Origin of the sequence: Mesorhizobium sp. NZP2234 (assembly GCF_013170765.1) — a bacterium.
Lineage (GTDB): Bacteria > Pseudomonadota > Alphaproteobacteria > Rhizobiales > Rhizobiaceae > Mesorhizobium > Mesorhizobium loti_D.
The window spans coordinates 34,587-61,182 of sequence record NZ_CP033364.1; the positions used below are offsets into that span (position 1 = coordinate 34,587).

Here is a 26,596-nt window from a genome sequence, read left to right on the forward strand (position 1 = left end):
CAAAAAACAGACGATTCTCGGCGTGCGCCCCCAAGGCGCATGTCGGGCTAGCGGCTCGGGCGCGGATCGGCGAGTGCCGCCTGCATCATCCCGCGCACCTGGCCTTCCATCAGCTTCGACGTTTCCTTGCGGTTCGAACCCTTCGCAAAGGCGATCGGTTCGCCGAAATGCACTTCGACGTCGAGCGCGCCTTCCGCCATCAGCACCTTGAGATGCGGCATCAGATCCTCATCGCCGATCCAGGCCGCGATCGGCCGGTGCCGCCGGCCGAGCGGCACGCCATGCAGGCGCGTATAGGTGATCGCCACCGGCTGGATAAACACCTGCTCGGCCGCACCCTCCGAAATCGCCATCGAGGCGGCGCCGAACAGCGTGCTCTTGAACGGCAGGATGACGTTGCCGTCACCGGTCGACCCCTCGGCGAACAGCACCATGGCGTCGCCCTTGGCCATGCGGCTGGCGATCTCGCTTGCCTGGTCGCCGGACGAACGCTTGCGCTCGCGCTCGATGAAGACGGTGCGCTGCAGCTTGGACAGCATGCCGATCAGCGGCCAGCCTTCCATATCGGCCCTGGCGATGAACTTCACATCGGCAAAAGAGCCCAGCACCATGATGTCGGTCCAGGAGATGTGGTTCGAGGCAACCAGCAACGGGCGCTTGGCCGACAGGGCCCCCTTGACATGGACGCGCATGCCGAGCGCCCTGAGGACAAGCCTGTGCCAGATCTTGAGGATGAAGGTTTCCGGCCACCAGCCGGTCTTCATCGACAGTATCTGCAGCGGCACCAGGACCAGCGAACCAGCAACGACTAGGCCCAGGGCCAGGAAAATCCTGATTTTTCCGATCATGCTGTCCTGGTCCTGCCATCACAGCGCCGCGCGTTCTCTTGGACGCGCAAAGGACGCCGTAATGATTTAATTTCGGCGTCTGGCTAGCGAAGATCGCGACGCATGACAAGCGCGCCGGTCGGCCCGCGATCGGGCGACCTGTAATAGTCGGGACGCTTGCCGACTTCGCGGAAGCCCAGCCGACGGTAGAGGGCGATCGCGGCGATGTTGGTCTCGTCGACCTCCAGGAACAGCGCTTCGGCGCGTTGCACATGCAGTTCGCGCAGCACGGCGTCCATCAGCTGCCAGCCCAGTCCTTGGCGGCGATGGGATCGCGCCACCGCGACAGTCAGGATCTCGCCCTCGCCGGCGGCCAGCCGGGCCAGCACGAAGCCGACGGGCGGCTTGGCGCCCTGCCCGGTTTCGCGCGCGGCATAACCGAACACGGTGTCCTGCTCGAGCAAGGCGGCGAACTCGCCATCGGTCCACGGGCGGACAAAGTCCTCGCGATGCAGCAACGAGACCGCGGGGCTGTCGGTGATCCTGAGCGGCTCGAGCGCATAGTCCCGGCGCCGCGGCTGTAAAAAAGGTATGCGCATCAATTTTGTTGCCTTGAAAGAATAAATCCGGCTTGCGGCTTTGCATCGGCGCCGCGCAGGTAAAGTGGTTTCGGCCTTTCACCCTCGCCTTTGGCGGCGGCGAGGCGGGCGTATGTGACAATGTCGGCGGTGGCCGTCCGAGGCCCGATGTCGGAAACCCGACCCGCCGACGCGGCGATCCGCACCGCCGCTGTGCCGGCAAGCACCGCAAGGTTCTCCACCGCCAAGGCCGTGGCTTCCGGCAATGTGGCCACCGCCGGACCGTAAGTCAAAACTGACATTTTGTCGTAGAGCGCGGCATGGATTTCGTCGCGGCCGGCATCGAGCGCCGCCAGTACGGCGCGGCCGGGAAATGCCGATGCGGCCTCGGCGGCCAGTGCCTCGAGCGTCGTCACCCCGATCGCCGGTATTTTCAACGCCAGCGCCAGGCCACGCGCGGTCGAAACGCCGACGCGCAGACCGGTGAAGGACCCTGGGCCGACAGAGACGGCAATGGCGCCGAGGCCGGGATAGTCGGTCGCGCCCGCCTTCAGCGCCTCGGCGATGACGGCCATCAGGTGCTCGGCATGGCCTTTGCCGAGATCGAGCACCGCGCGGCCAAGCTCCCGCCCGGCCACCGCGTCGTAGACGCAGGCGGCGCAGAGGCTGGCGGCACAGTCGATGGCAAGCACTTTCATGAAACGAACGCTTCCGAGAAACACTTCCCTGTGCCCGCCAAGGCGCGGCACCGCAAGCATAATTTGTTAAGCGGCTTCGCTTCGCCGCCTCGACGTCAAACCTGCTCGATGCGCAGCATGTGGTTGTCCCAGACATAGTCCGGTTCCGACCGTGTCGCGCCGCTGCCCTCGATGATCTCGCCGGCGCCGGTGGTTGCCATGAAGCCAGCTCCGTCCGGCGCCAGGCCGCAGACCTCGACCAGCGCACTGGTCGAGACCACCCTGCCGCTCGCCACGTCGATCACGGCAAGCGAATTGCCTTCCGGCGACGAAACGGCGACGGTGCCCGCCAAAGGATTGGCGGCGACCGAGCCGATATAGTTGCGGAAGCCGGACAGCACGTCCGGCGACATGTCGAGCAGTTGCAAATCCTTGCCGCGCGCGGCGCGCCCAACCAGCAGCGGGCGATCGATGCCCGGCCCCCTATACTGGCAGCCGAACCAGACGGTACTGGATGCGTCGGTGTCCATATGGCGGATCGACAGTTGGTGCAGGGAAGCCGGTAATTCATGCTTCTCGATCAGGTCACCGGTGACACGGTCGATCAGGACGTAGGACGGCTTCATGGTGGCGATGTTGAGTTCCGCGCGGCCATAATCGGGATGGGTCTCGATGCCGCCATTGGCGACCGCGATCGTCCTGCCATCGCTCAGCAGCAGAAGCTCGTGCGGACCCATGCCGTAAGTCGGGAATTCACCGATGCGGCTGAACTTCGCCCGCGCGTCGTAGATGCCGACGACGCCGGCAGCGTTGTCGAAGTCGTTTTCGGTGGCATAGAGCAGGGCGCCGTCGGGCGAGAACACCCCATGGCCGAAGAAATGCCGGCCGGTGACGCTGGCGATGGTCAACGGGGCGTCTCTGCCGGTATGATCGAACACCACGGCGAAGGTGCCGGGCTGGCGGGCAAAGACCACTGAACGCTTCGATACGGGATCGAAGGTGACGTCATGGCCGCGATCAGGCAGGTCGATCGCATGCAGCACCTTGCCCGCCTCGGACAGGACGGCGGCGCCAAAACTGCCGTCGCGCTTGACGAAGGCGGTGGCGAAGACGGCGTCGGCGGCAAGTGTCCTTGCCCAGGCGGACGGCGCCACCACAGCGGCAAAGCCGATGCCCGCGGCTCTCAGGAAATCCCGACGATCGATCAGCGGCGTTTTCAAGGATCAATCTCCATCGAGCGACGAGAAGCCTGCGGTCAGGCCGAATTCGGCGGTCAGCCGGGTGCCGATCAGGGTCGACAGGCTGGAGGTGATCAGGGCGAAATGCTCGAGTTTTTCGCCCAGAGCCGGGTCCGCGAGCGCCTTGTCGATCGGACCCGGGACGGACTTCGCGGTGGCGACACCGTTGACCAGCTGGATATGGATCGACTCCGCCATCCAGCGCGCATCGGGCGGCAGCGCGTCGCCAAGTTTGGAGGCCTGGAACAACGCATCGATGCCGGCGAGATTTCCCGCCAGCGAATTGGTGGTGTTTTGCGAACGCCAGTAGATCGCCTGCTTGGGCTTGTCCGCCTCGGGCTTGCCGCCAAGGAAACCTTTCAGGCGGACATCCCGGACCATCTCCAACTCGTTGATGAAGACGCCGACCAGTTCGGTCACCGCCTCGTTACCGTCGCGGTAGAGCGCGTTCTGCGGCCCCGGATTGGCCCAGAGCGCGGCAAAACCGTCCGGCTTGTTCCAAGCTGCGCTGACCTCGCCGGCCATGGTTTCGATATTGCCGGCAACCGCCGCGCCATAGGCGCAGCGATAGGGATCATCCTTGCCCGCCAGCGCATCGGCGCCGTCGCCGAAAAGCACGAATTCCAGCGCGCCCAGCCCCTGCATGGCGACGCTCTTGCCAGCAAGCTGTGCCGGATCGGTGGCTGCCGGATCCTTGTCCGACAAGGCCGCCTGCACCTGTTTGAGGCCGATGCTCTTGCGGTCCGGCCAGAACAGCATGCGCTCCAGGCGGTTGTTCTCCTTGATCGGTCCAAAACCGATGATCTCGACCGATGACCAGGCATGGACCGTGGCGGAAAACTCGGTGCGCGTCGCGTCGAGTTCGCCTTGCGACGGCGCCTCGCAGAGCTTGTGCATCGCTTTTGTCAAGGTTTCGGCATGCTGGTGCAAATCGGCATAGGCCGGGCGGACGAAGCCGTCGATCGCCGGCTGGATGATGTCGGAGGCTTTCACCGCCGCCGATGCGGGGAAGGTAACCAGCAGGGCCAGCGGAAGAGCGAGAACCAGGGCGGAACGCTTCAACATCAGAGTGACTCCAGGAATTTGACCAGTGCGTCGCGCTCGGCCGCATTGGCGGCGGCAAAGCGGTCGCGCGCCTTCTGCGCCTCGCCGCCATGCCACAGGATCGCCTCGGTCAGGCTGCGCGCACGACCATCATGTAGAAAGAAGGAATTGCCGTTGACGGTCTCGGTGAGGCCAATACCCCACAGCGGCGGGGTGCGCCACTCGCTGCCCGTCGCATCGCCCACCGCCTGGCCGTCAGCCAGGCCGGGACCCATGTCGTGCAGCAGGAAGTCGGAATAAGGCCAGATCAGCTGGAACGCCTGCGCCTTGTTAGGCGCATCGCGACGGGTGACGAATTTCGGCGTGTGGCAGGAAATGCAGCCCATCTCGTAGAAGACCTTCTTGCCGGCGAGCACATCAGGCGCTGCGAGATCGCGGCGTGCCGGCACGGCCAGGTTCTGCGAATAGAAGGTGACGAGATCCATCACCGGCGCCGGCGCCTCGACCGGACCGAGGCGCTCCTGCACGCCATTCGGCATTGCGAGGCATTCCGCCTGCGCGGCGGTGCAATCGCCCCAATGTCTTGGTTCCTCGGGTGTCGAGATGCCGATGTCGCCGGCAAAGGCATCCGCGGCCTGCTGCCGGATCGATGCGGTCTGTGCCTTCCAGCCGAAACGGCCAAGCGTCAACTCACCGCTCGGACCGTCGAGCACGATGTTGGGCCTGCCGGAAATGCCGTCATTGTCGTGGTCGACCGGATCGGCGTGGGCCAGAATGTCCGCCGGCGCGATCTGCTCAATCAAGCCAAGGCCGATCATCGGCGGCGTCAGGCGCGGCGACAGCGTGGTATGCGGATCGAGCGGCCCATAGCCGAGATCGGTGACGGAATAATTGGGCTTGCGCAGGGAAACGACGGTGCCATCCGTCAGTTCCACCTCACGTTCCTGATAGTCGACACGCATCCGGCCTTCGCCGCGCAGGCCGGGCACCGCCAGTTCCTGCAACTGCGTGCCGTAGACCGGGTCGGGAAAATTGAGCATTTGGCGGTTGGCGATGGCCGCTTTTTCCTCGGCGCTGCCGGCGTCCCGCGCCAGGCGCAGGAACATCGAGGTGGTGTCGGCATCGCCTTGCGGCGGACGGCCGCGGCCGTCCTTCAGATGGCAGTTCTGGCAGGCGCGCTCGTTGAACAGCGGACCAAGCCCGTCCGACGCCTGCGTCGAGGATGGCGACGAGACCCAGTTCTTGCGGAACAAGGCGTTGCCGAGCTTGAAAGTGCCCTCCTCCTCGAAGGTGATGTTGGTCGACGATTGCGAGAAGGCATCGCGGCTGACGTCCTTCTCAGACGTGCCGGCGCCACCTTGCATCAGCTCGAACGGCTCGGGTTTGGAGAAATCCGTGGTCGGCCTGGTGACGGCGGTGACACGCGCCTGATCCCGGGCATCGAGGTCGCCGCGCGTGGTGGCAAGGCTGGCTGGCTGAAGGTCACCCGCAATCGCGGATGATGTCAGCGCCAGGACAAGAATGGTGCAGCGCCGGCCAGCCGGGCGGGCTGGTCTTTTCGGCAGGAGCGGCGAGCCGGCGGCCCTCAGCAAGCGGCGCAGGAATTCTAAGGGGCGCCGCATTCCCGCATGCCTTTACTCCGCCTCGTTGGCCGCATCGGCGTTGAGCTGGCCGTACTTCTCCTCGCCGATCGAGGCGAGCAGGTCGAGCTGCGTCTCGAGAAAGTCGATGTGACCTTCCTCGTCGGCCAGCAGATCCTCGAACAGTTTCATCGTCACGTAATCGCCCACTTCGTGGCAGATCTCGCGCGAACGCTTGTAGGCAGTGCGCGCGTCATATTCGCCGGCAAGGTCGGATTCGAGCACTTCCTTGACGTTCTGCCCGATGCGCAGCGGCGCCACGGACTGCAGGTTCGGATGGCCTTCAAGGAAGATGATGCGCGCGATGAGCTTGTCGGCGTGGTGCATCTCCTCGATCGATTCGGCCCGCTCCTTCTTTGCCAGCTTGGTGTACCCCCAATCCTCCAGCAGACGGAAATGCACCCAATATTGGTTGACGGCTCCAAGCTCCAGAAAAAGAGCCTCGTTAAGCCGCTCGATGATCTGACTTTCGCCCTTCATGGGTTCTGCTCCCGTATTGGATGCGCAGGCCTCTGACGCGATCCAGATGTGAAACGACATCCACGCCGGTCGCCTCCGAGCGGGCGTGGTAATTTTCGGTGACCCGAATGATCGTTTCCACCACATTTGGGAAGCAGCCGCAACAGCGACCGCGCTTTTGCATGGAGTGGTAGATCTTTGCCGGCACGATAAGCTGCCAAGGGTCCTGGTCCAGCAGCCCGATGATCGTCTGCTCGATCTCCCTCTCCGTGATGATATTGCAATGGCAGATCAGCATTTATAGTGCTCGGATGGCTGACGGCGCCTTCCGCGCCGCGTGGCTTGATTGGTCCCGGAGCCCATTCCGGAGCCAATTGTCAGGCTCCGGAACCGCGCACCAGGTTCGGTCTTACTTGAACACCTTGTCGGGCGCGTCGAGGCTGTCGGAGCCTTCGAAGGCGATGGCGTTGAGTTTCAGCGAGCCGACGGCACGTTCGATCGACTTGGTCTGATCAACCAACGCGTCGATCGCCGCCTGCACGGTGGCGTTGCCTTCCTTGTTTCCTTCGGCGATTTGCTGGTCATAGGCCTCACCGGCCTCGGCCCGCGCCTTGATCGCCTCCATCTTGGCGACGGTGACATCGAGCTTGTCGGACAGTTCCTTGTCGATCGCCGGATCGGCTGCCTTGACCATGTCATGCACCGAAGGCCCCGAAACGGCGGTGCCGTCGAGCCTGGTATAGCTGGCGAGGTAGGCAGCACGAATGCCGATCGCGTCATAGAGATGCGAGTTGTAGGTGTTGTCGGAGAAGCAGTCATGCTCCTCTTCGGGGTCGTGCAGCAACAGGCCGAGCTTCATGCGCTCGCCGGCAAGTTCACCATAGGATAGCGAGCCCATGCCGGTGAAGATGACCGAGATGGCGGTGTTCGGCTCTTCCTCGATGAGGGCCTTGCGCGCGGTGCCGTCCTCCTTCCAATTACCGACCATTTCCTGCAGGTCCGAAACCAGAAGGGTGGTGGCCGACTTCAGATACTCGGCACGGCGGTCGCAATTGCCACCGGTGCAGTTCTTGAGGTCGTAGTCGGTGTAGGGGCGTTCGCCGGCGCCCGGGCCGGTGCCGTGCAGATCCTGGCCCCAGAGCAGGAATTCGATGGCGTGATAGCCGGTGGCGACATTGGCCTCGATGCCGCCGGCCTCCTGCAGCGTGCCGGACAGGAATTCCGGCGAAAGTTTCGAGGCATCGACCTTCTTGCCGTTGATCTCGATTTCCTTGTTGGCGATCACATTGGCGGTATAGAGCGAATTCGCATCCGATTCGGTGCCGTAGCTCTTGGCGACATAGTCGATCAGCCCTTCGTCCAGCGGCCAGGAGTTCACCTTGCCTTCCCAATCGTCGACGATCTTGTTGCCGAAGCGGTAGACCTCGGTCTGCTGGTAGGGCACGCGCGATGCCTTCCACGCGTCGCGAGCGGCCTTGAGCGTGTCAGCGGACGGATTGGCAAGCAGCGCGTCGACCGCCTTGTCGAGGGCCTGGGCCGTGGTCAGCGAATCCTCATATTTGGCAAGCGCGATGTCGGAGTAGGTCTTGATCACCGCTTTCGCATCGGTATCCGCCTTGGCCGGCAGCACAAACACCGCCGCCGTCAGCAGTGCCGTGGCGCCAATCGCCGCAAGCCTGCCGCCATATCGTGCCGTCATTATCGCTCTCCAGTTTTTTGAAAATTTTATAAACGGCGCGTGCGGCGGCCGGCGCCAGGCCATGCTGATGCCATGGGACGCAAGACTGGCCACGCGATCGCGCGGTTGGGGGAAGAAAGACACCAAAATGCCTCCAATCGAACGGGTTCAAGGCCCAGACATCAAAGGGATGCGCTAACGCGCGAGCTTCCATAAAGCTTCGACGCCAATGGAAGTCAATGAAAATCGTCCGGAAAAGCCAATTGAAACAATAGTTTAGAATTATTCTAAACTACAATGGTCAACTTTATGCCTCGGCTGTGCCGGCCTTGCCGCCGAACTGTACGATTGACAGCTGTCATCCCGGGTGCGACCCGCAAACGCTCTCTTGCGGCGGCGCCAGACAATTGCCACCTGGCGAGACGCTCTAGGATCGAATCGGGATTGGAATGCGATGAAGAACGGTGTGGTCATTGTCGGCGCGGGTCATGCGGGCGTGCAGGCGGCCGCCAGTCTGCGCGAGGACGGCTATGACGGGCCGGTGATCCTCGTCGGCGACGAGAACGAGTTGCCTTACCACAAGCCGCCGCTGTCGAAGACCTTCATCAAGGATGCCGAGGCCAAGCCGCAACCCTTGCGTGGCGAGGCCTTTTATACCGGCAACGCGATCGACTACCGGCCGGGCATCCGGATCGAGCGCATCGATGCCGGCCGCCGCAACCTGGAGATATCAGGCGGCGGCGAACTTGCCTTCGACCACCTGCTCCTGGCGACCGGGTCGCGCCCGCGCGTCCTGCCGCTGCCGGGCTCGGACCTGTACGGCGTCTTGTCGCTGCGTTCGCTGGCCGACGCACGGCTGATCCGGAAGCTCAGCACAACCAGCGAGGATGTCGTCATCCTCGGCGGCGGTTTTATCGGACTGGAGATCGCCGCGACGCTGCGCGCGGCCGGCCGCACGGTGACTGTGGTGGAAGCGGTCGACCGTCTGCTCGGCCGCGCCGTGGCACCCGTGGTGGCCAACCATGTCCGCCAGCGGCTGGAGGCGACCGGCGTACGCATCCTGACCGGGACCTCGATTTCAAGGCTCGAAGGCGAAAACGGCCATGTCGTGGCCGCGATCACCTCGTCGGGCGAAAGGCTGCCGGCGCGCATGGTCATCGTCGGCATCGGCGCCGTGCCCAATGTCGAGCTGGCGCAGCAAGCTGGCCTTGCCATCGCCAACGGCATCCGCGTCGACCACCAGATGCGCAGTTCGGTGCCGGAAATCCTGGCCATCGGCGACGCCGCCTCCTACCGGCACTGGTTCACCGGCGGCGACGTGCGGCTGGAATCGGTGCAGAACGCCACCGACCAGGCGCGGCTCGCGGCCCGCACGATCACCGGTCACGCGGACGCTTATTCAGCGGTGCCATGGTTCTGGTCCGATATTGGCGACATGAAGCTGCAGATGGTCGGGCTGACTGCGGGCGGCGACAGCCATGTCGTGCTGGGCGACCTGCCCGACAACAAGTTTTCCATCTATCACTACGCCGGTGACCGGCTGCTCGGCATCGAATCCGTCAACCGCCCCGGCGACCACATGCTTGGCCGCAAGATGCTCGGTGCGGGTTTCTCACCGACGCCGGAAACCGTTGCGGCTGGACCGGATGGGCTGAAGGCGGCGCTGGCCGCGTTTCAGCAGGATGAGCCGGCAAGGGCTGCGGGCTAGGCGCCCTTACCCTCCCCCCTTGTGGGGAGGGTCGCTGCGAAGCCGCGGGGTGGGGGTCGGCGCCCCCCCACCCGGACCTTTGGTCCGACCTCCCCACGAGGGGGAGGTAGAACGCTAGGCAGCGCAGACTTCGCGGATCGAGCTTTCCAGGATGTCGAGCGCCTCGTTCATGACCTCGTCCTGGATGGTGATCGGCGCCAGGAAGCGGATGACGTTGCCGTAGACGCCGCAGGTCAGCAGGATCAGGCCTTTGTCGAGTGCCTTCAGCCGGATGGCGTTGGCAATCTCCGCCGAGGGCAGGCCCTTCTTGACGTCGTTGAACTCGACCGCGTTCATGAAGCCGAGGCCCCTGATATCGACGATCTCGGGCACGTCGTCGCGAATCGACTGCAGGCGCTGCTTCAGCCGCGCGCCAAGCGTGTTGGCGCGGTCGCACAGCTTTTCGTCCTCGATCACGTCAAGCACTGCGTGTGCCGCGGCGACGCCGATCGGGCTGCCACCATAGGTGCCGCCGAGGCCGCCCGGGCCAGGCGCGTCCATGATCTCGGCGCGGCCGGTCACCGCCGACAGCGGGAAGCCGCCAGCGAGGCTCTTGGCCATGGTGGTGATGTCGGCCGCGACCTCATGATGATCCATCGCAAACATCTTGCCGGTACGGGCGAAGCCCGTCTGCACCTCGTCGGCGATCAGCAGCATGCCGTGCTGGTCGCAGAGCTTGCGCAGCGCGGTCAGGAGTTCACGGGGCGCGTCGTAGAAGCCGCCCTCCCCCTGGACAGGCTCGATGATGATCGCGGCGACGCGTGCCGGATCGACATCGGCCTTGAACAGCTTGTCGAGCGCGGCAAGCGAATCGGCGACCGAGACACCATGCAACGCCACGGGAAACGGCACGTGGTAGACGTCGCCCGGCATGGCGCCGAAGCCGACCTTGTAGGGAACGACCTTGCCGGTCAGCGCCATGCCCATGAAGGTGCGGCCATGGAAGCCGCCGCCAAAGGCGATGACGGCCTGGCGGCCGGTGGCGTTGCGGGCGATCTTGATGGCATTTTCGACCGCCTCGGCGCCGGTGGTGACGAAAATGGTCTTTTTCTCGAACTTGCCGGGCAGCATGGCGTTCAGCCGCTCGGCCAGCCTGACATAGCTCTCATAGGGCACGACCTGGTGGCAGGTGTGGGTGAAACGGTCGAGCTGCGCCTTGACGGCCTCGATCACCCTGGGGTGGCGGTGGCCGGTGTTGACGACGGCGATGCCGGAGGAAAAGTCGATGTAGCGGCGGCCTTCGACATCCCAGATCTCCGAGTTTTCAGCCCGGTCGGCGTAGATTTGCGTGGTCATGCCGACGCCGCGCGAGATCGACTGGTTCTTGCGTTCGGAAATGGCTGAATTCTTCATAATATCCCTCATCGGGCCGGCGCCCGCTCTCGTTGATCAGATGTCTTCTGACCTTATTTCATGTTTTCCTCAAGTCGGCACCACCGGATGGCGATTGGGCCTGCGACGGGCATATCTCCGCCCTTAACCAGTCGGGCGATACACGTACGAGAGCGGTTTCCTTTTTCGGGGGATCGATTATCCTCCGGATATCGGCGAGGCATCGCCGTCAACGAGTGGCCCGCGGCTGGGGGAGCCCATGAGCAGAAACGCGTCATCATCCGTGTCGCCGCCATCCGTCAAAACCTCCAGTCTTTTGTCTTTTCCCTCGGCAGTCTGCGTCTGCGCGGCCGCCCTGCTGCTGGCCGGTTGCCAGAAGCAGGAAGCGGCGACCAGGAAATTGCCGGTCATGGTGCGCGCGGAAACGGTGGCGATGGCCGACTACGCACCGAGGACCTCGCTGACCGGGGTGATCGCGGCGCGTACGCTGAACAATCTGTCGTTTCGTGTCGGTGGCCGGGTCGCCGAGCGGTTTGTCGATGTCGGCCAGCATGTCGACCAAGGCGCGGTGCTGGCCCGCATCGATCCACAGGAACAGGAATCCGATCTGCGCTCCGCACAGGCCGATCTCGATGCGGCGAAGGCGCAGTTGACCCAGTCCGCCGCCGCCTTCCAGCGGCAGAAGACGCTGCTTGCCCAGGGCTTCACCACCAGGCGCGACTATGACGCTGCCGACCAGGCGATGAAGGTGGCGCAAGGCAGCGTCGATGCCGCGCAGAGCGCCTTCGCCAATGCCCAGCAAAACCTGTCCTTCACCGAGCTCAAGGCTGGCGCCCCCGGCGTCATCACCGCCCGCCAAGTCGAAACCGGCCAGGTGGTGCAGGCGGCGCAAACTGTCTTCACCGTCGCCGAGGACGGTGACCGTGACGCCGTGTTCAACGTGCAGGAAACGCTGGTCGCCAGGACGCCGGTCTCGCCGGCGGTGACGATCACGCTGTTGGCCGATCCGCAGGTCCGGGCCACAGGCAAGGTGCGCGAAATCTCGCCGGTGGTGGACCAGGCCTCCGGTTCGATCCGGGTCAGGGTCGGCATTCCCGCCACGCCCCCCGGCATGCCGCTGGGGGCGGCCGTGATCGGCTCGATCAGCGCCAAGCCAGCGAAGGCGATCCTGTTGCCGTGGCAGGCGCTGACGTCCAGTGCCGGCAGGCCGGCCGTCTGGATTGTCGACCCGGCGACCAAGGCAGTTTCGACGACACCGATCGAGGTGCTGGCCTTCGATTCGGGCACGGTCGTCGTCGCCGGCGGTCTGAACGAAGGCCAGAGTGTCGTTACCGCGGGCGGGCAGTTGCTCAGTCCCGGCCAGACGGTGGAGATATCGAGGGCGGGCCAATGAACCGGCTGCCGCCAATCGTGCTCGGCTTGTTCGCGCTTGGCGCGCTCGCCGCCTGCTCGAAATCCGAAGAAAAACCGACGGAGATCATCCGGCCGGTGCTTTCGGTGGTGGTCGAGCCGCGCACCACCGAGACCTTCGGCTTCGCCGGCTCGGTCGAGCCGCAGGTCAGCGCCGACCTTGCCTTCCGCCTGCTTGGCCGGGTCGTCTCCCGCGACGTCAAGGTCGGCGACATCGTCACCAAGGGCACCACGATCGCCGCGCTCGACCCGACCGCGCTGGAACTGGCCGTGCAGGCGGCCAAGGCGGAGCTCTCCAATGCCGAGGCACAGTTCGCCAACGCCGCGGCGAGCGAGGAGCGCCAGCGCCAGCTGCTTGCCTCGGCCAACGCTTCCCAGGCAGTCTTCGATGCCGCTCAGCAGGCACGCAAGGCCGCGGAAGCCAGCGTCGAGCGAGCCAGGGCCTCGCTGGCCAAATCGCAGGAACAGCTTGGCTATGCCAGGCTGTTCTCCGACTTCGACGGCGTCATCACCGCGGTCGGCGCCGAGGTCGGGCAGACGGTTTCGGCAGGCCAGACAGTCGTCACCGTGGCGCGCTCCGACCTGCGCGAAGCGGTCGTCGACATTCCCGACCAGCTGGTCGGCGATCTCACGGCCGGCACACCGTTCCAGGTCATCCTGCAATCGCTGCCGACGATCCAGACCGAGGCCAAGCTGCGCGAAATCGCGCCACAGGCGGAGGGCTCGACGCGCACCCGGCGCGTGCGGCTGACGCTCTCCGATCCGCCGCAGGCCTTCAGGCTCGGCTCAACGGTAACGGCAACCCGCATGACCAAGGTGGCGCCGACGATCGAACTGCCCATGTCGGCGCTGCTCGAAAAGAACGGTTCCGACAAAGTGTGGATCGTCGACCCGCAGACATCGAGCGTGAGTACGCGCGACATCAAGATCGCTTCCAGGAATGGCGGCACCTTCACGGTGGCCGATGGACTTGAGGCCGGCATGCGCGTGGTCACCGCCGGCGTCCATAGCCTGAGCCAAGGCCAGAAGGTTAGAGTGCCCGGGGGTGGCGTCTGATGAAGGGCTTCAATCTCTCCGACTGGGCGCTCAGCCACCGCTCCATGGTCTGGTATTTCATGCTGGTCTTCGTGGTGGCCGGCATATTCTCCTATCTCAACCTCGGCCGTGAGGAAGACCCCAACTTCACCATCAAGACGATGATCATCCAGGCCAACTGGCCGGGCGCGTCGGTCAAGGAGACGCTGCAGCAGGTGACCGACCGCATCGAGAAGAAGCTCGAGGAGCTCGACAGCCTCGACTTCACCAGATCCGTCACCACCGCCGGCCAGACCGTCATCTTCGTCAACCTGAAGGACACCACCAAGGCGCGCGATGTCGTGCCGAACTGGCTTCAGGTGCGCAACATGGTCAACGATATCAAGGCGCAGTTTCCGCAAGGCGTGCAGGGGCCGTTCTTCAACGACCGCTTCGGCGATGTGTACGGCAACATCTATGCCTTCACATCGGACGGGCTGACGTCGCGCCAGTTGCGCGACTATGTCGAGGAGGTCCGAACAAAAATCCTGACCGTGCCCAATGCCGGCAAGGTCGATCTCGTGGGGGCGCAGGACGAAGCCATATATCTCGAATTCTCGACGCGCCAGATCGCGGCCCTTGGCCTCAACCAGCAGGCGATCATCGCCAGCCTGCAGGCGCAGAACGCGATAACGCCGTCCGGCGTCATCCAGTCCGGACCGGAGCGCATCAGCGTGCGCGTCGGCGGCCAGTTCACGTCCGAAGAGAGCCTGCGTGCCATCAATCTGCGCGTCAACGACCGCTTCTTCCGGCTGAGCGACGTGGCCACGATCACACGCGGCTATGTCGATCCGCCGACGGCACTGTTCCGCTTCAACGGCCAGGACGCCATCGCGCTCGCCATCGGCATGAAGCCCAACGCCAATCTGCTCGAATTCGGCGCGGCGCTGCACAGGGAGATGGACAAGGTGCTGGCCGACCTACCGGTCGGCGTCGGCGTGCATCTGGTCGCCGACCAGCCGGTGATCGTCGAGGAAGCGGTCTCCGGCTTCACCCGCGCGCTGTTCGAGGCGGTGGCCATCGTGCTTGCCGTCTCATTCATCAGCCTTGGCATGCGCGCCGGCTTCGTCGTGGCGCTGTCAATCCCGCTGGTGCTGGCCATCACCTTCACGGTCATGGAGTATCTCGGCATTTCACTGCAGCGCATTTCGCTGGGCGCGCTGATCATCGCGCTCGGGCTTCTGGTCGACGACGCCATGATCGCGGTCGAGATGATGGTGGCGCGGCTGGAGGTTGGCGACAACCTGCGCAAGGCGGCGACCTATGTCTACACCTCGACCGCCTTCCCGATGCTGACCGGCACGCTGGTGACGGTCGCCGGCTTCATCCCGATCGGCCTCAACTCAAGTGCCGCCGGCGAATACACCTTCACCCTGTTCGTCGTCATCGCCGTGTCGTTGCTGGTGTCGTGGATCGTGGCGGTGCTGTTCGCGCCGCTGCTGGGCGTAACCATCCTGCCGGCGACGATGAAGACCAAGCATCACGACCAGCCTGGCCGATTCACCTCGGCGTTCCGGCGGTTGCTGGTATTTTCGGTGCGCCGGCACTGGATGACCATCATCGTCACGGTGCTGTTGTTCGCGGCCTCGATCGCCGGCTTCGGCCTCGTCCAGCAGCAGTTCTTCCCGCCATCCGACCGGCCGGAGCTGATCGTCGACTGGAACCTGCCACAGAACTCGTCGATCGCCGAGACGCGCGACCAGATGGAGCGGTTCGAGCAGCGGGCGCTGGTCGGCAATCCAGACATCGACCATTTCTCGTCCTATATCGGCCAGGGCGCGGTGCGCTTCGTGCTGGCCTATGACGTGCAGCCGGCCAACCCCTATTTCGGCCAGACCGTGATCGTCACCAAGAGCCTCGAGGCTCGCAATCGGGTCAAGCCCGCGCTGGAGAAGTTGCTGCGCGAGGAGTTTGTCGGCACCGACGCCTTCGTCAAACTGCTCGAACTCGGACCGCCTGTCGGCCGTCCGGTGCAGTATCGCGTCGGCGGTCCCGAAATCCAGACCGTGCGCGAGTTGGCGCAGCAATTCGCCGGCCTCATCTCGGCCAATCCGAAGCTCGCGGCACCCACCTTCGACTGGAACGAGCCGCAGCGCGTGCTGAGGGTCGACGTGCTGCAGGACAAAGCGCGCCAGCTCGGCATCACCTCCTCCGACATCGCCAGTGCGCTCAACAGCACGGTCGGCGGCGCCACCATCACCCAGGTGCGCGACGCCACCTATCTGATCAATGTCGTGGCGCGCTCACGCGATGCCGAACGCGGCTCGATCGGGACGCTGCAGAACATGCAGCTGCCGACCAGCACCGGCGAAGCGATCCCGCTCGCGGCGGTGGCCAATTTCAGTTACGACCTCGAGCAGCCGACAGTGTGGCGGCGTGACCGCATTCCGACGATCACCGTGCGCGCCGGCATGGTGGGCGACACGCTGCCTGCCACGGTGGTCAACGAGCTGAAGCCATCGGTGGATGCCTTCATCGCCAAGCTGCCGGCGGGCTATTCGGTGGAAACCGCCGGCTCGGTCGAGGAAAGCGCCAAAAGCCAGGGGCCGATCGCGGCCGTGGTGCCGCTGATGCTGTTCATCATGGCGACCATCCTGATGGTGCAGCTGCAGAGCTTCCAGCGTCTGTTCCTGGTCGTGGCGGTGGCGCCGCTCGGGCTGATCGGCGTGGTGGCCGCCCTGGTGCCGAGCGGCGCGCCGCTCGGCTTCGTCGCCATCCTCGGCGTGCTGGCGCTGATCGGCATCCTGATCCGCAACTCGGTCATCCTGATCGTGCAGATCGAGGATCTCGTCCGAGAGGGTAAGGACCGATGGACGGCCGTCATCGAGGCGACCGAACACCGCATGCGGCCGATCGCTCTGACGGCGGCCGCAGCCAGCCTGGCGCTGATCCCTATCGCGCGCGAAGTGTTCTGGGGCCCGATGGCCTACGCGATGATGGGCGGCATCATCGCCGGCACGGCGATCACGCTGCTGTTCCTGCCGGCGCTTTATGTGACGTGGTTCAGGATCAAGGAGCCCAAGCAAGGGGACGAACCATCCGCTCCGGAGAACGGCGAACTGGCGCAAGGTTCGAATTAAGACCCTGCTGTATCCTCGTTATCGTTGGACGGCACAGGGAGTGATTTCGCGCGCTGCCACGGCGACGACTTGGAACTGCGCCAAGCATGCCAACCTTTCGGCAATCGGCCAATGCCAAGAGGGTTTCATCCCGCCGAACCACCTGCCGCAGGCCGACCAGCATTATCTCGCGTTCGTTCCGCTCTGGCGTGTCGCTGCGTGGATTTGCCAGCTGCCACCTTCTTCGTTGTAGATGTCGTCGTCGTCAGCTTCATGCACAACGTATGCAATCCAATCGTCAGATTTGAATATACTCTTGTCCGATAGCACCGGTCCGCCACGGGAAGAACGAGTCACGCCGTTCTCACAAACCCGTCGCTCGCCCGCAAAAGATTGCGCGTATAATCCTTGGTGACATGGCGCTCGACAAGGTCGCCCGCCGTCAGGTTCTCCACCGCCTCGCCGCTTTGCATCACCATCAGCCGCTCGCACATATGGGTGATGATGGCGAGGTCGTGGCTGACCATCAGGAAGGTCAGCTTGCGCCGCCGGCGGACCTCTTCCAGAAGATTAAGCACTTCCGCCTGCACCGACGCGTCGAGCGCCGAGGTCGGCTCGTCAAGCAGCAGGATCGATGGTTCGAGGATGAGCGCGCGTGCGATCGCCACGCGCTGGCGCTGGCCGCCCGACAATTGGTGCGCGTAGCGGAAGCGGAAGCCGTTGCCGAGGCCGACTTCGTCGAGCGCGCGCTCGATGCGCTTTTCACCATCGGCAAAGCCGTGGATGGCAAGCGGTTCCTGCAACAGGCGGTCGACGGTCTGGCGCGGATGCAGCGAGCCATACGGATCCTGGAAGACCATCTGCACTTCGCGGTAAAAGGCCTTGTCGCGGCGCGCGCCGAGCGTCTTGCCATTGACGGCGATGCTGCCCGACGCGACCGGCGCAAGGCCGGCGATCGCCCTGAGCAGCGTCGATTTGCCGGAACCGCTCTCGCCGACCAGGCCGAAGGATTCGCCCGGCCGCACGTCGAGGCTGACGCCCTTCAGCGCGCGAAAACGGTCGAAGATCACCTCCAGCCTGTCGACGGTAATCGCAGCAGTCATGCCGCCCACTCCGGCTTGCGGTCGAGCACCGGCAGCGGGTGGCGGTCGGCGCCGATCTTGGGCATGCAGTTGAGCAGGCCGCGCGTGTAGGGGTGCTGGGCCTGGCCCAATTCCGAGGCCTTGAGCTGCTCGACCACCTTACCGGCATACATGACGATGACGCGGTCGCAGAAGGACGAGACCAGCCGCAGATCGTGGGAGATGAAGATCAGCCCCATGCCGCGCTCACTGACCAGCCGGTCAAGAATGCCGAGAACGTCGAGCTGCACCGTGACGTCCAGTGCCGAGGTCGGCTCGTCGGCGATCATCATTTCCGGCCCGGCGATCAGCATCATGGCGATCATGGCGCGCTGGCCCATGCCGCCGGACACTTCATGCGGATGCAGGTCGAAGACGCGCTTGGGGTCGCGGATCTGCACCGCCTCCAGCATGGCCAGCGCCCGCTCGCGGGCCTCGGCCTTGGAAACCCTTTCGTGCGTGCGCAGCGTTTCGACGATCTGGCGGCCGATGCTCATCACCGGGTCGAGCGAGTATTTCGGATCCTGCAGGATCATGGCGATGCGGTTGCCCCGCAACGCCCGGCGTTGGCGCGCCGAGATGCCGAGCAGGTCGATGCCGTCGAAGGCCAGTTTCCTGGCCGATATCCGGGCCTGCGGCGGCGTCAGGCCCATGATGGCGCGGCCGGTCTGCGATTTTCCGGAGCCGCTTTCACCGACAATGCCGAGCCGTTCGCGGCCGAGCGAAAAGGAGACGCCGCGCACCGCTTCGATCAACCCGGTGCGGGTTGGGAAGGTGACACGCAGGTCCTCGACGTCGAGAAGCGCGCTCATTGGTCACCACTGCGCGGATCTAGCGCGTCGCGCAGGCCATCGCCAAGCAGGTTGAAGCCGAGGCTGACGATGAGGATTGCGAAGCCGGGCGCGCCGGCCACCCACCACTGGTCGAGGATGAAGCGGCGGCCGGACGCGATCATCGTGCCCCATTCGGGCAGCGGCGGCTGCGCGCCGAGGCCGAGGAAACCGAGGCCGGCGGCGGTGAGGATGATGCCGGCCATGTCGAGCGTCACGCGAACGATCAGCGAGGAGATGCAGAGCGGCATGATGTGGCGCAGCACGATACGGGCCGGCGAGGCGCCCATCAGTTGCACCGCCTTGATGTAATCGGAATTGCGCACCGTCAGCGTTTCGGCGCGCGCGATGCGGGCATAGGGCGGCCAGGAGGTGATGGCGATGGCAAGCACCGCGTTTTCGATGCCGGGGCCGAGCGCCGCCACGAAGGCCAGCGCCAGAACCAGCTTCGGGAAAGCGAGGAAGATGTCGGTGATGCGCATCAGGACGGCATCGGTCCAGCCGCCGGCATAGCCGGCGACGGTGCCGACCAGCAGACCGATGGGGGCCGCGATGATGGCAACCAGGATGACCACATAGAGCGTCCAGCGCGAGCCGTAGAGGATGCGTGAGTAGATGTCGCGGCCGAGGTCGTCGGTGCCGAACAAGTGCTGCTCGCTCGGCGCCAGCAGCCGCGCGTTCTTCAGATCGCCAAAGGTCGGCGAATAGGGCGCCAGCACGCCGGCAAGGGCGGCGATGACCAGCAGGGCGATAATGATCAGCAGGCCTACGAAAGCCAGCCGGTTGGCGGAAAAGCGCCGCCACGCGACATAGGCGCGGCCAAGCCTCGCCTGCATGCGCGAGGCCGGCCGCTCGCTGAGCAACCAGTCGCGACGAGAGAGAGGGCGGGCGTCGGAGGCGGTCATGACGATGCCTCCTGAGGCTGTCGAACCCCACTCCGGTCTGCTTCGCGGACCACCTCTCCCCCGTTCGATGGGAGAGAGGAAAGGAGCCAAGCGTGCGGCCGGCTTTTCCTCTCCCCCGGGCAGGGGGAGAGGTGGCCCGAAGGGCCGGAGTGGGGGTGATTGGCCGCAGCCGAACCCGAAAGTGAGATACCTCTGCTCATGCGGATTTCGTCCTCGGATCGAGCAGGCGGTAAAGGAGGTCGGACAGAAGATTGATGCCGATGAAGACCGAGCCGATGACGATGGTGCCGCCGAGCACGGCGTTCATGTCGGCGTTCTGCAGCGAATTGGTGATGTAGAGGCCGATGCCCGGCCAGGAAAAGACGGTTTCCGTCAGCACCGAGCCTTCGAGCAGGCCGGCATAGGAGAGCGCGATCACCGTGACCATCGGCACGGCGGCGTTGCGTAGCGCGTGGCCCCAGATGATGCGGGTTTCCGACAGACCCTTTGCGCGCGCCGCGACGATATATTCCTGGGCGAGTTCGTTGAGCATGAACGAGCGCGTCATGCGGCTGATATAGGCGAGCGAGAAATAGCCGAGCAGCGAGGCCGGCAGGATGATGTGCCGGAAGGCGTCCCGGAAGACATCCCACTGACCCTGCATCGCAGAATCGAGGAGGTAGAAACCGGTGATCGGGGTGAAGGTGTATTCGTAGACGACGTCGAGCCGTGCCGGAAAGGCCACCCATTGCAGCTTGGCGTAGAACAGCACCAGGCCCAGCAGGCCGAGCCAGAAGATCGGCACGGAATAGCCGATCAGCCCAATGACGCGCACGATCTGATCGATGATGCTGCCGCGCTTGACCGCGGCCAGTACACCAAGCGGCACGCCGAACAGCGCACCGATCAGTGTCCCGAGCGTCGCCAGTTCCGTGGTTGCCGGAAGCGCGCGGCGGATGTCGGTCATGACCGGGTTGGTGGTCAGCACCGAAGTGCCGAAATCGCCGTTCAGCGCGCCTTTCACGTAGATGTAGAACTGCTCGATCAGCGGCAGGTCGAGGCCCATCTCGCGACGCGTGCGCTCGACGACATTGGCCGGCGCCCGGTCGCCGAGCACCGCCAACACCGGATCGATCGGGATGACACGGCCAATGAAGAAGGTCACCGCGAGAAGACCAAGATAGGTCGTCACCGCGATGACCAGGAAACGGCCGAGCGATGATGCAAGGGCAACGGCGCGGGCGCCACCGCGCCCGCCTTCGTTTTCAACCGCACTCATGCGGCGCGTCCGCGGGCACTATTCCTTCGAGACCGGCCCGACGAAATTGGTGTCGAAGCTCGGGCCGAGCGCGAAGCCCTTGAGGTTCTTGCGCAGGCCGGCGACTTCCAGCTGCTGATGGATGACCACGAAGGGGCTGGTGTCGAGGATCTTCTTCTCGAGGTCCTTGTACATGTCGGCGCGCTTGCCCGAATCCTTTTCCAGCAGCGCCGCTTCCGTCTGCTTGGTCAGGTCCGGAATATCCCAGGCATTGCGCCAGGCAAGCGTCTTGGTCTTGCCTTCGTCCGAATTGTCCGGGTTCGAGGCAAAGGTCTGGGCGTTGGAGTTCGGATCGAAATAGTCCTGGCCCCATTGGCCGATATAGATGTCGTGATTACGAGCACGATACTTGGTCAGCGTCTGCTTGCCGTCACCCGGGATGATCTCAAGCTTGATGCCGGCTTGTCCGAGCGTCTGCTGGATCGATTCCGCCATGCCGGTCGTCGGCTGGCCGGTGCGCACGTCCATGGTTACGCTGAAGCCGTCGGGCAGGCCGGCCTTGGCCAGCAATTCCTTGGCCTTGGCGACGTCGAGCTTGAACGGGTTCTCGTCCAGTTCGCCAAGCACGCCCTTGGGCAGGAAGGTCTGGTGGATCTCGCCGATCCCCTTGAGGATGGTCGAGCTCAGCGCGTCATAATCGACCAGATATTTGAAGGCCTGGCGCACTTCGGGTTTGGCGAGGTTCGGGTTCTTCTGGTTCAGGCTGATGTAGTAGACCGTGCCCTTCGGCGCGCTGGTCGAGGTGAGGTCGGCGTTCTTGGCGATGGCGTCGAGATCGTTCGGCTCGAGGTTACGGGCGACGTCGATGTCGCCGGCTTCCAGCGCCAGGCGCTGTGCCGAGCTTTCCTTCATGTTGCGATAGATGACACGGGCAAGCTTGGCTTTCTCGCCGTAGTAGTTGTCATTGCGCTCCAGCACGACAGCCTCGTTGGCGCGCCATTCGCGCAGCTTGAAGACGCCGGAGCCGGCATAGCCGGTCTTCAGCCAGGCATTGCCGAAATCATTGTCCCATTTGTAGTCCGCGCTCGGCGTCACCGCCGCGACATGTTCCTTGACCAGCTTTGCATCGACAACCGAAGCGACGGTTGCCGAGAGACAGTTCAGCACGAAGCTCGGTGCATAGGCCTTGTCGACGACGAACTGGAAGGTGGTGTCGTCGACGGCCTTGGCCTTTTCGGTGACATTGTCGCCGCTGATGCCGAACTGATCGATGATGAAGGCCGGGCTCTTGTCGAGCTTGACGGCGCGCTCGAACGAATAGGCGACATCGGCAGCGGTGATCGGATTGCCGGAGGCGAATTTGAGGCCGGGCTTGAGCTTGAAAGTATACGTCAGGCCGTCGTCGGATACGGTCCAGCTTTCAGCGAGATCGCCCTTGACCTTGGAGGTGTCGCTGAGGTCGAGGCGGACCAGCAGGTCATAGGTATTGCCGGTGACTTCGGCGGTCGACAGTTCGAACGCCTCGCCCGGATCCATGGAGATGATGTCGTCGATCGCAAAACCTTCGACCAGCGTGTCGGCGGGTGTGACCGCGCCGGCCGGCGCTCCGGCCAGAAGCAGTGCCGACATGGCCGCGCCCGCGAGCAGGATGCGGGATCGTAGAGCAAGCTTTTCCATCATCATGGTGACTGTTCCCTTTTTTGTTGTTGACCTGAGTTCCCGGCTCAGGATTGAGGTCTTCTTTTCAGGGCGTATGACGGCCCCTTGTCCACTTACCGTCGTGGTTTTTGTCCATTTGGTCAACACCATATCCGGCGGCTCCGTGGCCGGCAACGAGCATTTATACGACGGCTCATTGAAGCAGGATGGCGGGTCGCGCGTCGACGCGTAGTTCGGCCAATCGAGGCAGCCGATCGAGAATAATCTGCTAGAGGCTCACCGTTTCGTGGAAACGGCGAACCTCTCTATCTCTTTGTTTTGACGCAATTCCTGACGGAAAACCGTTCACACTTTTCCTGGAATTGCTTTGATTTCGGCGCTATTTCAGCGCGGCGACCAGGCCGGCGTCGGGAAAACAGGTCGCGGCCTGGCCGTTCTTGGCCTGCCACTTGCCGATCGAGCGGCGGGTCTTGAAGCCGGGCAGGCCATCGGCGCTGCCGACATCATAGCCCTTGGCTTCCAGCGCCCGTTGCAGGGCGGCAATATCGGAACGATGCAGATCGCCGACAGGCCCCCAGCTGCCGGAAAAATCCTGATCGCCATGCGCGATGCGGTCGGCGCCATGGCCGATGAACAGTGCGTAGAGGTCGCTGGTGTTGTATTCCTTCAGCACGTAGAAATTGGGGGTGGCGATGAAAGCCGGTCCGCTGCGGCCGGCCGGCATCAGCAGGAAGCCCTCCGCCTTCAGCTCGCTCGCCGGAAACAGCTTGCCGCCGACGCGCTTGATGCCCATGCCGGCCCAGTCGGAGATCTTCTTGCCCTGATCGGGACCTTCCAGCGAGCAGGAGACGCTCTCGGGCACGGTCACCTCGAACCCCCAGCCCCGTCCCCTCACCCAGCCATAATGGACGAGATAGTTGGCGATCGAGGCAAGCACGTCGGGCGTCGAGTTCCAAATATCGACGCGTCCGTCGCCATCGAAATCCACGGCATGCTTGAGAAAGGAGGTCGGCATGAATTGCGGCTGGCCGAGCGCGCCGGCCCAGGAGGATTTCATCGCGCCGACAGGGGCCAGCCCACGTTCGACGATTTCCAGTGCGGCCAAAAGCTCGGTGCGGAAGAAGTCCTTCTTCGTCGACATGAATGCCTTGGTGCCCAGCACCTCGAATGCGTCGTAGGGCATCTTCGCCGCGCCGAAACCGGTCTCGCGGCCCCAGATCGCCAGAACGATCTCGCCGGGCACGCCATAGCGCTTCTCGATCGCGGCAAGGGTCCTGGCGTTGGCCGCCTCGCGCGTGCGTCCACCCGACGTCACGGCGCGAACCGTCTTTTCGGCGAAATAGGCGCCGGGCGAGCCGAACTCGGCCTGATGCTGCTTCTGCGGCGTCTTCGGCTTCTCGCCGGGCATGACAAGGTCGGGCAGCTTCAGGTTGGGTTTTATGCCGTCGAAGGCGGCATCGAAGGTCTTCTTGGAAATGCCTTTGGCCTTGGCTTCGGGCCAGAGATCGTTCTGCAGCCACGCGCGGTACTGGTCGTCGATCCTGGCTGCCGAGACCGAGGTGGCGAGGAAGACACCGATAAGCGTAGCGACAAGGGCGAAGGTGATCGTACGAAGGAATGCAGTCATTTCGGCAAACATCCCGCCAATTGCGTCAAAACGCCGTCCGCGAGCGCAGCGCGGCGGCCAGCGTGCCCTCATCGAGATAGTCGAGTTCACCGCCAACCGGCACGCCATGCGCCAGCCTTGTCACCTTGATGTCGAAGCCGGACAATTGGTCGGTGAGGTAGTGCGCGGTGGTCTGGCCCTCGACCGTTGCGTTGACGGCGAGGATGATTTCCTTGACCTCGCCGCCGGCGACGCGGTCGATCAGCGAGCGGATGTTGAGCTGATCCGGGCCGACGCCGTCGAGCGGCGACAGCGTGCCGCCGAGCACATGGTAGCGTACGTTCATCGCCGCCGCGCGTTCGAGCGCCCAGAGATCGGAGACGTCCTCGACGACGATGAGGGTGGCGGCATCGCGGCGCGGGTCCGTGCAGATCATGCAAGGATCCGACGTATCGACATTGCCACAGGTGGAACAGATACGCACCTTGTCGGCAGCCTCGCCCATGGCGGCGGCGAGCGGCGACAGAAGCTGCTCCTTCTTCTTGATCAGATGCAGTGCCGCGCGCCGGGCCGAACGGGGACCAAGCCCCGGCACCTTGGCCAGGAGCTGGATCAGACGTTCGATCTCGGGACCGGCGATTCGCTTGGACATCGCTCTGATCTAGAGCAATTCCAGGAAAAGTGCGAAGCGGTTTTCCGTCCGGAATTGCGTCAAAACGAAAAGCTGGAGCAGTTCGCCGTTTCCACGAAACGGTGAACTGCTCCAGGATTTTTCCGAGCGCCTTGGAACATCCGTGTCAGCGTATGGTCCGCCATGCCGCCACGCGAAGCCGTGGCGATGCGAATCAGTTGACCTCGAGCGGTCGACTCTGGCTGGCGATCATCGCGCCGATGGCGTCGGTGTTCTCCGGCGTCGACTGGAACCCCATCGCCGCCTCTTGCGGCTCACCCTGAACCGAACTGATAACCTTTTTGTTCAAGGTTCCGCCGAACCGGGCGGCATCCGGTTCTTCCATCGGCTCCTGCATCGCGACCATCGTCTGCTTCACGGTCACACGCGCCGACTTCGCCGTGGGCACCGCGGCCGCGGTCACATAGGTCTCTTGAACTGGAGCGGCCTTGGCCTTGGGCTGACGGGCCGGTTCCACAGAGGCGGTCATAAAGACTTGCTGCGCCGGAGCGACGCGGGACGTTTTGGCCGGAGGCGCCGGCTCGGCCGAGGCAACCATCGTCACCGGTGCGGCCGGCTTCACGATTTCGGACCCAGCCGAGGCAACCGCCACGGTCGGCTCATCGGGCAGCGGCTGCCAGTTACGGCCGCGCTTCTCATAGAAGGCATTGCCGCCGGCGACCATGGTGTAATGCATGTTCTTGTAGGGGAAGCGCAGGCCCGCCGTGTGGAAATACATGGTGTTCTTGAGCTTGGCCTTGCGCTCGCCCTTGAGCACGGCGTTGGCCGCTTCCTCGACATCGGGCATTGCGCGCGAATTCATCGGCCTGGTCATGACGCCCGGCGCGAATTGGCCCGGCTCGCCCACCACTTCGCAGATGGTGCTGCCATGCTGGCCGGAGCGCAGGCGGTTCATCACCACGGTGCCGACAGCGATCATGCCGTCGCGGCTCGACCTGTTGGATTCGAAGAACATCGCCCTTTCCAGGCATTCCCTGTCCTTCGGGGTGTGGCTGTAAGGCCGCGAGCTCAGGAAACTCGGCGTGATGGCATCGGTGAGGCCGGCGACGGACATGCCGTGCGAGGTTGTCTGGCTGCACGCAGCCAAAAACAGGGGAGACGTAATGACGCCGAGCAACAGCGGCGTCTTCCATCGCGTGACGATCAACAGGTTACCCTCTCACTTCGATGCCCGCCCCCAGGCTGCGGCAAGAATGAGACACTTTCGGGCAAAATGATGGCCAAAACGTTATTAACAACGTACTGTTGCCGAAAAGGCACAATTTCGAGGCTTTCCAGATAGATCGAGCCATCATTTCACAAAAGCGATGACCGCTATCCCTTCGTTTCGCCGCAATTGTCCAGGGAAAACCGCGGCGCGCTTTTCCGGAAATCGCTACCGCCCCGCCGCCATCGCGGCCGGCCGACCAGGCTCAAGCTCCTCGACTTTCTCGGAAAACAGGCCGCGCCTGAGGAACAACGCCCGCGCGTTCCTGGCCGTCGGCGCGATCTTTCCCGGCCAGTCGCTATCGATGAATTCGGCCTTGGTGAAATCGGGATTCGTCTCGGAAGCCGCCTCGAGGAATTCAGCGATTTCCAGCACGATCGCACGCTCCTCCTTCGAAAGCGCCGATGTGCCGGCCTCGATCGACGGGCGGTGCACGAAATCCTCGAACAAATAGAAATAGCCCTTGATGCCGACGATATCGACGCCGGCATCGCAATCCGCGAGGATTTCCAGGATCTCGTAGATCCTGTTGCGGATACGCTGCTCGATCAGTCTTTCAGACGGCTCTTCGGTCATG

At 64.0% G+C, this 26,596-nt stretch carries 24 protein-coding genes; 5 read left to right on the forward strand and 19 right to left on the reverse strand.

Going from position 1 to position 26,596, the window contains the following annotated elements; translation table 11 throughout:
- Positions 1 to 47 precede the first annotated feature (47 nt).
- The 9 genes from EB230_RS00165 to EB230_RS00205 all read right to left on the reverse strand — a co-directional run bounded on the left by EB230_RS00165 (position 48) and on the right by EB230_RS00205 (position 8,162).
- Positions 48 to 848: a 1-acyl-sn-glycerol-3-phosphate acyltransferase gene (locus EB230_RS00165; RefSeq protein ID WP_056569903.1), complete on the reverse strand. Its 801-nt coding sequence runs from the start codon at positions 846 to 848 to the stop codon at positions 48 to 50.
- 83 nt (positions 849 to 931) lie between these two features.
- Positions 932 to 1,426 carry an N-acetyltransferase gene (locus EB230_RS00170; protein ID WP_056569901.1) on the reverse strand — a complete coding sequence of 165 codons (495 nt, stop codon included), beginning with the start codon at positions 1,424 to 1,426 and terminating at the stop codon, positions 932 to 934.
- The gene (gene tsaB, locus EB230_RS00175) at positions 1,426 to 2,103 is read right to left on the reverse strand and encodes a tRNA (adenosine(37)-N6)-threonylcarbamoyltransferase complex dimerization subunit type 1 TsaB (protein ID WP_056570443.1); all 678 of its coding nucleotides are present in this window, start codon (positions 2,101 to 2,103) and stop codon (positions 1,426 to 1,428) included. Before tsaB ends, EB230_RS00170 begins: the two co-directional genes overlap by 1 nt.
- Positions 2,104 to 2,198: 95 nt before the next feature.
- Positions 2,199 to 3,302, reverse strand: a complete 1,104-nt coding sequence (locus EB230_RS00180; RefSeq protein WP_056569894.1) for a DUF1513 domain-containing protein — start codon at positions 3,300 to 3,302, stop codon at positions 2,199 to 2,201.
- 3 nt (positions 3,303 to 3,305) lie between these two features.
- The gene (locus tag EB230_RS00185) at positions 3,306 to 4,385 is read right to left on the reverse strand and encodes an imelysin family protein (RefSeq protein WP_056569890.1); all 1,080 of its coding nucleotides are present in this window, start codon (positions 4,383 to 4,385) and stop codon (positions 3,306 to 3,308) included.
- On the reverse strand, positions 4,385 to 5,986 hold the full coding sequence (locus tag EB230_RS00190; protein WP_172370987.1) for a di-heme oxidoredictase family protein: 1,602 nt from the start codon (positions 5,984 to 5,986) through the stop codon (positions 4,385 to 4,387). The genes EB230_RS00185 and EB230_RS00190 overlap by 1 nt, the downstream gene beginning before the upstream one ends.
- A 12-nt stretch (positions 5,987 to 5,998) precedes the next feature.
- On the reverse strand, positions 5,999 to 6,484 hold the full coding sequence (bfr, locus tag EB230_RS00195) for a bacterioferritin (RefSeq protein WP_027043556.1): 486 nt from the start codon (positions 6,482 to 6,484) through the stop codon (positions 5,999 to 6,001).
- Entirely contained in the window at positions 6,450 to 6,761 is a 312-nt protein-coding gene (locus EB230_RS00200; protein WP_056569879.1) for a (2Fe-2S)-binding protein, read from the reverse strand. The genes bfr and EB230_RS00200 overlap by 35 nt, the downstream gene beginning before the upstream one ends.
- Before the next feature lie 111 nt (positions 6,762 to 6,872).
- Positions 6,873 to 8,162, reverse strand: a complete 1,290-nt coding sequence (locus tag EB230_RS00205) for an imelysin family protein (RefSeq protein WP_056569878.1) — start codon at positions 8,160 to 8,162, stop codon at positions 6,873 to 6,875.
- Between the two features lie 433 nt (positions 8,163 to 8,595).
- Between EB230_RS00205 and EB230_RS00210 the strand changes: the two genes are divergently transcribed.
- Entirely contained in the window at positions 8,596 to 9,849 is a 1,254-nt protein-coding gene (locus EB230_RS00210; protein WP_172370989.1) for an FAD-dependent oxidoreductase, read from the forward strand.
- A 114-nt stretch (positions 9,850 to 9,963) separates the two neighbouring features.
- Here the strand turns inward: EB230_RS00210 and EB230_RS00215 are convergent, their stop codons facing one another.
- The gene (locus EB230_RS00215; RefSeq protein ID WP_056570441.1) at positions 9,964 to 11,241 is read right to left on the reverse strand and encodes a 4-aminobutyrate--2-oxoglutarate transaminase; all 1,278 of its coding nucleotides are present in this window, start codon (positions 11,239 to 11,241) and stop codon (positions 9,964 to 9,966) included.
- Positions 11,242 to 11,479: 238 nt separating this feature from the next.
- Here EB230_RS00215 and EB230_RS00220 point away from each other — a divergent pair, with 238 nt between their 5' ends.
- Genes EB230_RS00220 through EB230_RS00230 form a run of 3 tightly spaced genes read left to right on the forward strand, consistent with a single transcriptional unit; the run spans position 11,480 to position 16,784 of the window.
- Entirely contained in the window at positions 11,480 to 12,613 is a 1,134-nt protein-coding gene (locus EB230_RS00220; protein WP_172370991.1) for an efflux RND transporter periplasmic adaptor subunit, read from the forward strand.
- A complete protein-coding gene (locus tag EB230_RS00225; RefSeq protein WP_172370993.1) occupies positions 12,610 to 13,686 on the forward strand; it encodes an efflux RND transporter periplasmic adaptor subunit in 1,077 nt (358 codons plus the stop codon). Before EB230_RS00220 ends, EB230_RS00225 begins: the two co-directional genes overlap by 4 nt.
- The gene (locus tag EB230_RS00230) at positions 13,686 to 16,784 is read left to right on the forward strand and encodes an efflux RND transporter permease subunit (protein ID WP_081294924.1); all 3,099 of its coding nucleotides are present in this window, start codon (positions 13,686 to 13,688) and stop codon (positions 16,782 to 16,784) included. The genes EB230_RS00225 and EB230_RS00230 overlap by 1 nt, the downstream gene beginning before the upstream one ends.
- A 332-nt stretch (positions 16,785 to 17,116) precedes the next feature.
- Here the strand turns inward: EB230_RS00230 and EB230_RS00235 are convergent, their stop codons facing one another.
- The 5 genes from EB230_RS00235 to EB230_RS00255 all read right to left on the reverse strand — a co-directional run bounded on the left by EB230_RS00235 (position 17,117) and on the right by EB230_RS00255 (position 22,539).
- Positions 17,117 to 17,866: an ABC transporter ATP-binding protein gene (locus EB230_RS00235; RefSeq protein WP_056570439.1), complete on the reverse strand. Its 750-nt coding sequence runs from the start codon at positions 17,864 to 17,866 to the stop codon at positions 17,117 to 17,119.
- Positions 17,863 to 18,696 (reverse strand): ABC transporter ATP-binding protein, encoded by an 834-nt coding sequence (locus tag EB230_RS00240; RefSeq protein ID WP_056569857.1) that lies wholly within the window; start codon positions 18,694 to 18,696, stop codon positions 17,863 to 17,865. Before EB230_RS00240 ends, EB230_RS00235 begins: the two co-directional genes overlap by 4 nt.
- A complete protein-coding gene (gene nikC / locus EB230_RS00245; protein ID WP_056569855.1) occupies positions 18,693 to 19,619 on the reverse strand; it encodes a nickel transporter permease in 927 nt (308 codons plus the stop codon). The genes EB230_RS00240 and nikC overlap by 4 nt, the downstream gene beginning before the upstream one ends.
- 196 nt (positions 19,620 to 19,815) lie before the next feature.
- Positions 19,816 to 20,877, reverse strand: coding sequence for an ABC transporter permease (locus tag EB230_RS00250; protein ID WP_056569852.1), 1,062 nt, complete (start codon positions 20,875 to 20,877; stop codon positions 19,816 to 19,818).
- A gap of 18 nt (positions 20,878 to 20,895) precedes the next feature.
- On the reverse strand, positions 20,896 to 22,539 hold the full coding sequence (locus EB230_RS00255) for an ABC transporter substrate-binding protein (protein WP_056569850.1): 1,644 nt from the start codon (positions 22,537 to 22,539) through the stop codon (positions 20,896 to 20,898).
- On the opposite strand from EB230_RS00255, the gene EB230_RS00260 reads away from it, so the two are divergent.
- Complete coding sequence (locus EB230_RS00260) at positions 22,484 to 22,747, forward strand: hypothetical protein (protein WP_171883264.1); 264 nt, start codon at positions 22,484 to 22,486, stop codon at positions 22,745 to 22,747. The genes EB230_RS00255 and EB230_RS00260 overlap by 56 nt on opposite strands.
- Before the next feature lie 147 nt (positions 22,748 to 22,894).
- Here EB230_RS00260 and EB230_RS00265 read toward each other — a convergent pair whose 3' ends face one another.
- The 4 genes from EB230_RS00265 to EB230_RS00280 form a co-directional block, all read right to left on the reverse strand.
- A complete protein-coding gene (locus tag EB230_RS00265) occupies positions 22,895 to 24,142 on the reverse strand; it encodes a lytic murein transglycosylase (RefSeq protein ID WP_056570436.1) in 1,248 nt (415 codons plus the stop codon).
- 25 nt (positions 24,143 to 24,167) lie between these two features.
- Complete coding sequence (gene recR / locus EB230_RS00270; RefSeq protein ID WP_056569846.1) at positions 24,168 to 24,773, reverse strand: recombination mediator RecR; 606 nt, start codon at positions 24,771 to 24,773, stop codon at positions 24,168 to 24,170.
- Positions 24,774 to 24,966: 193 nt separating this feature from the next.
- Positions 24,967 to 25,959, reverse strand: coding sequence for a cell wall hydrolase (locus EB230_RS00275; RefSeq protein WP_056569844.1), 993 nt, complete (start codon positions 25,957 to 25,959; stop codon positions 24,967 to 24,969).
- 228 nt (positions 25,960 to 26,187) lie between these two features.
- Positions 26,188 to 26,595, reverse strand: a complete 408-nt coding sequence (locus EB230_RS00280; protein WP_056569840.1) for a hypothetical protein — start codon at positions 26,593 to 26,595, stop codon at positions 26,188 to 26,190.
- Position 26,596 lies beyond the last annotated feature (1 nt).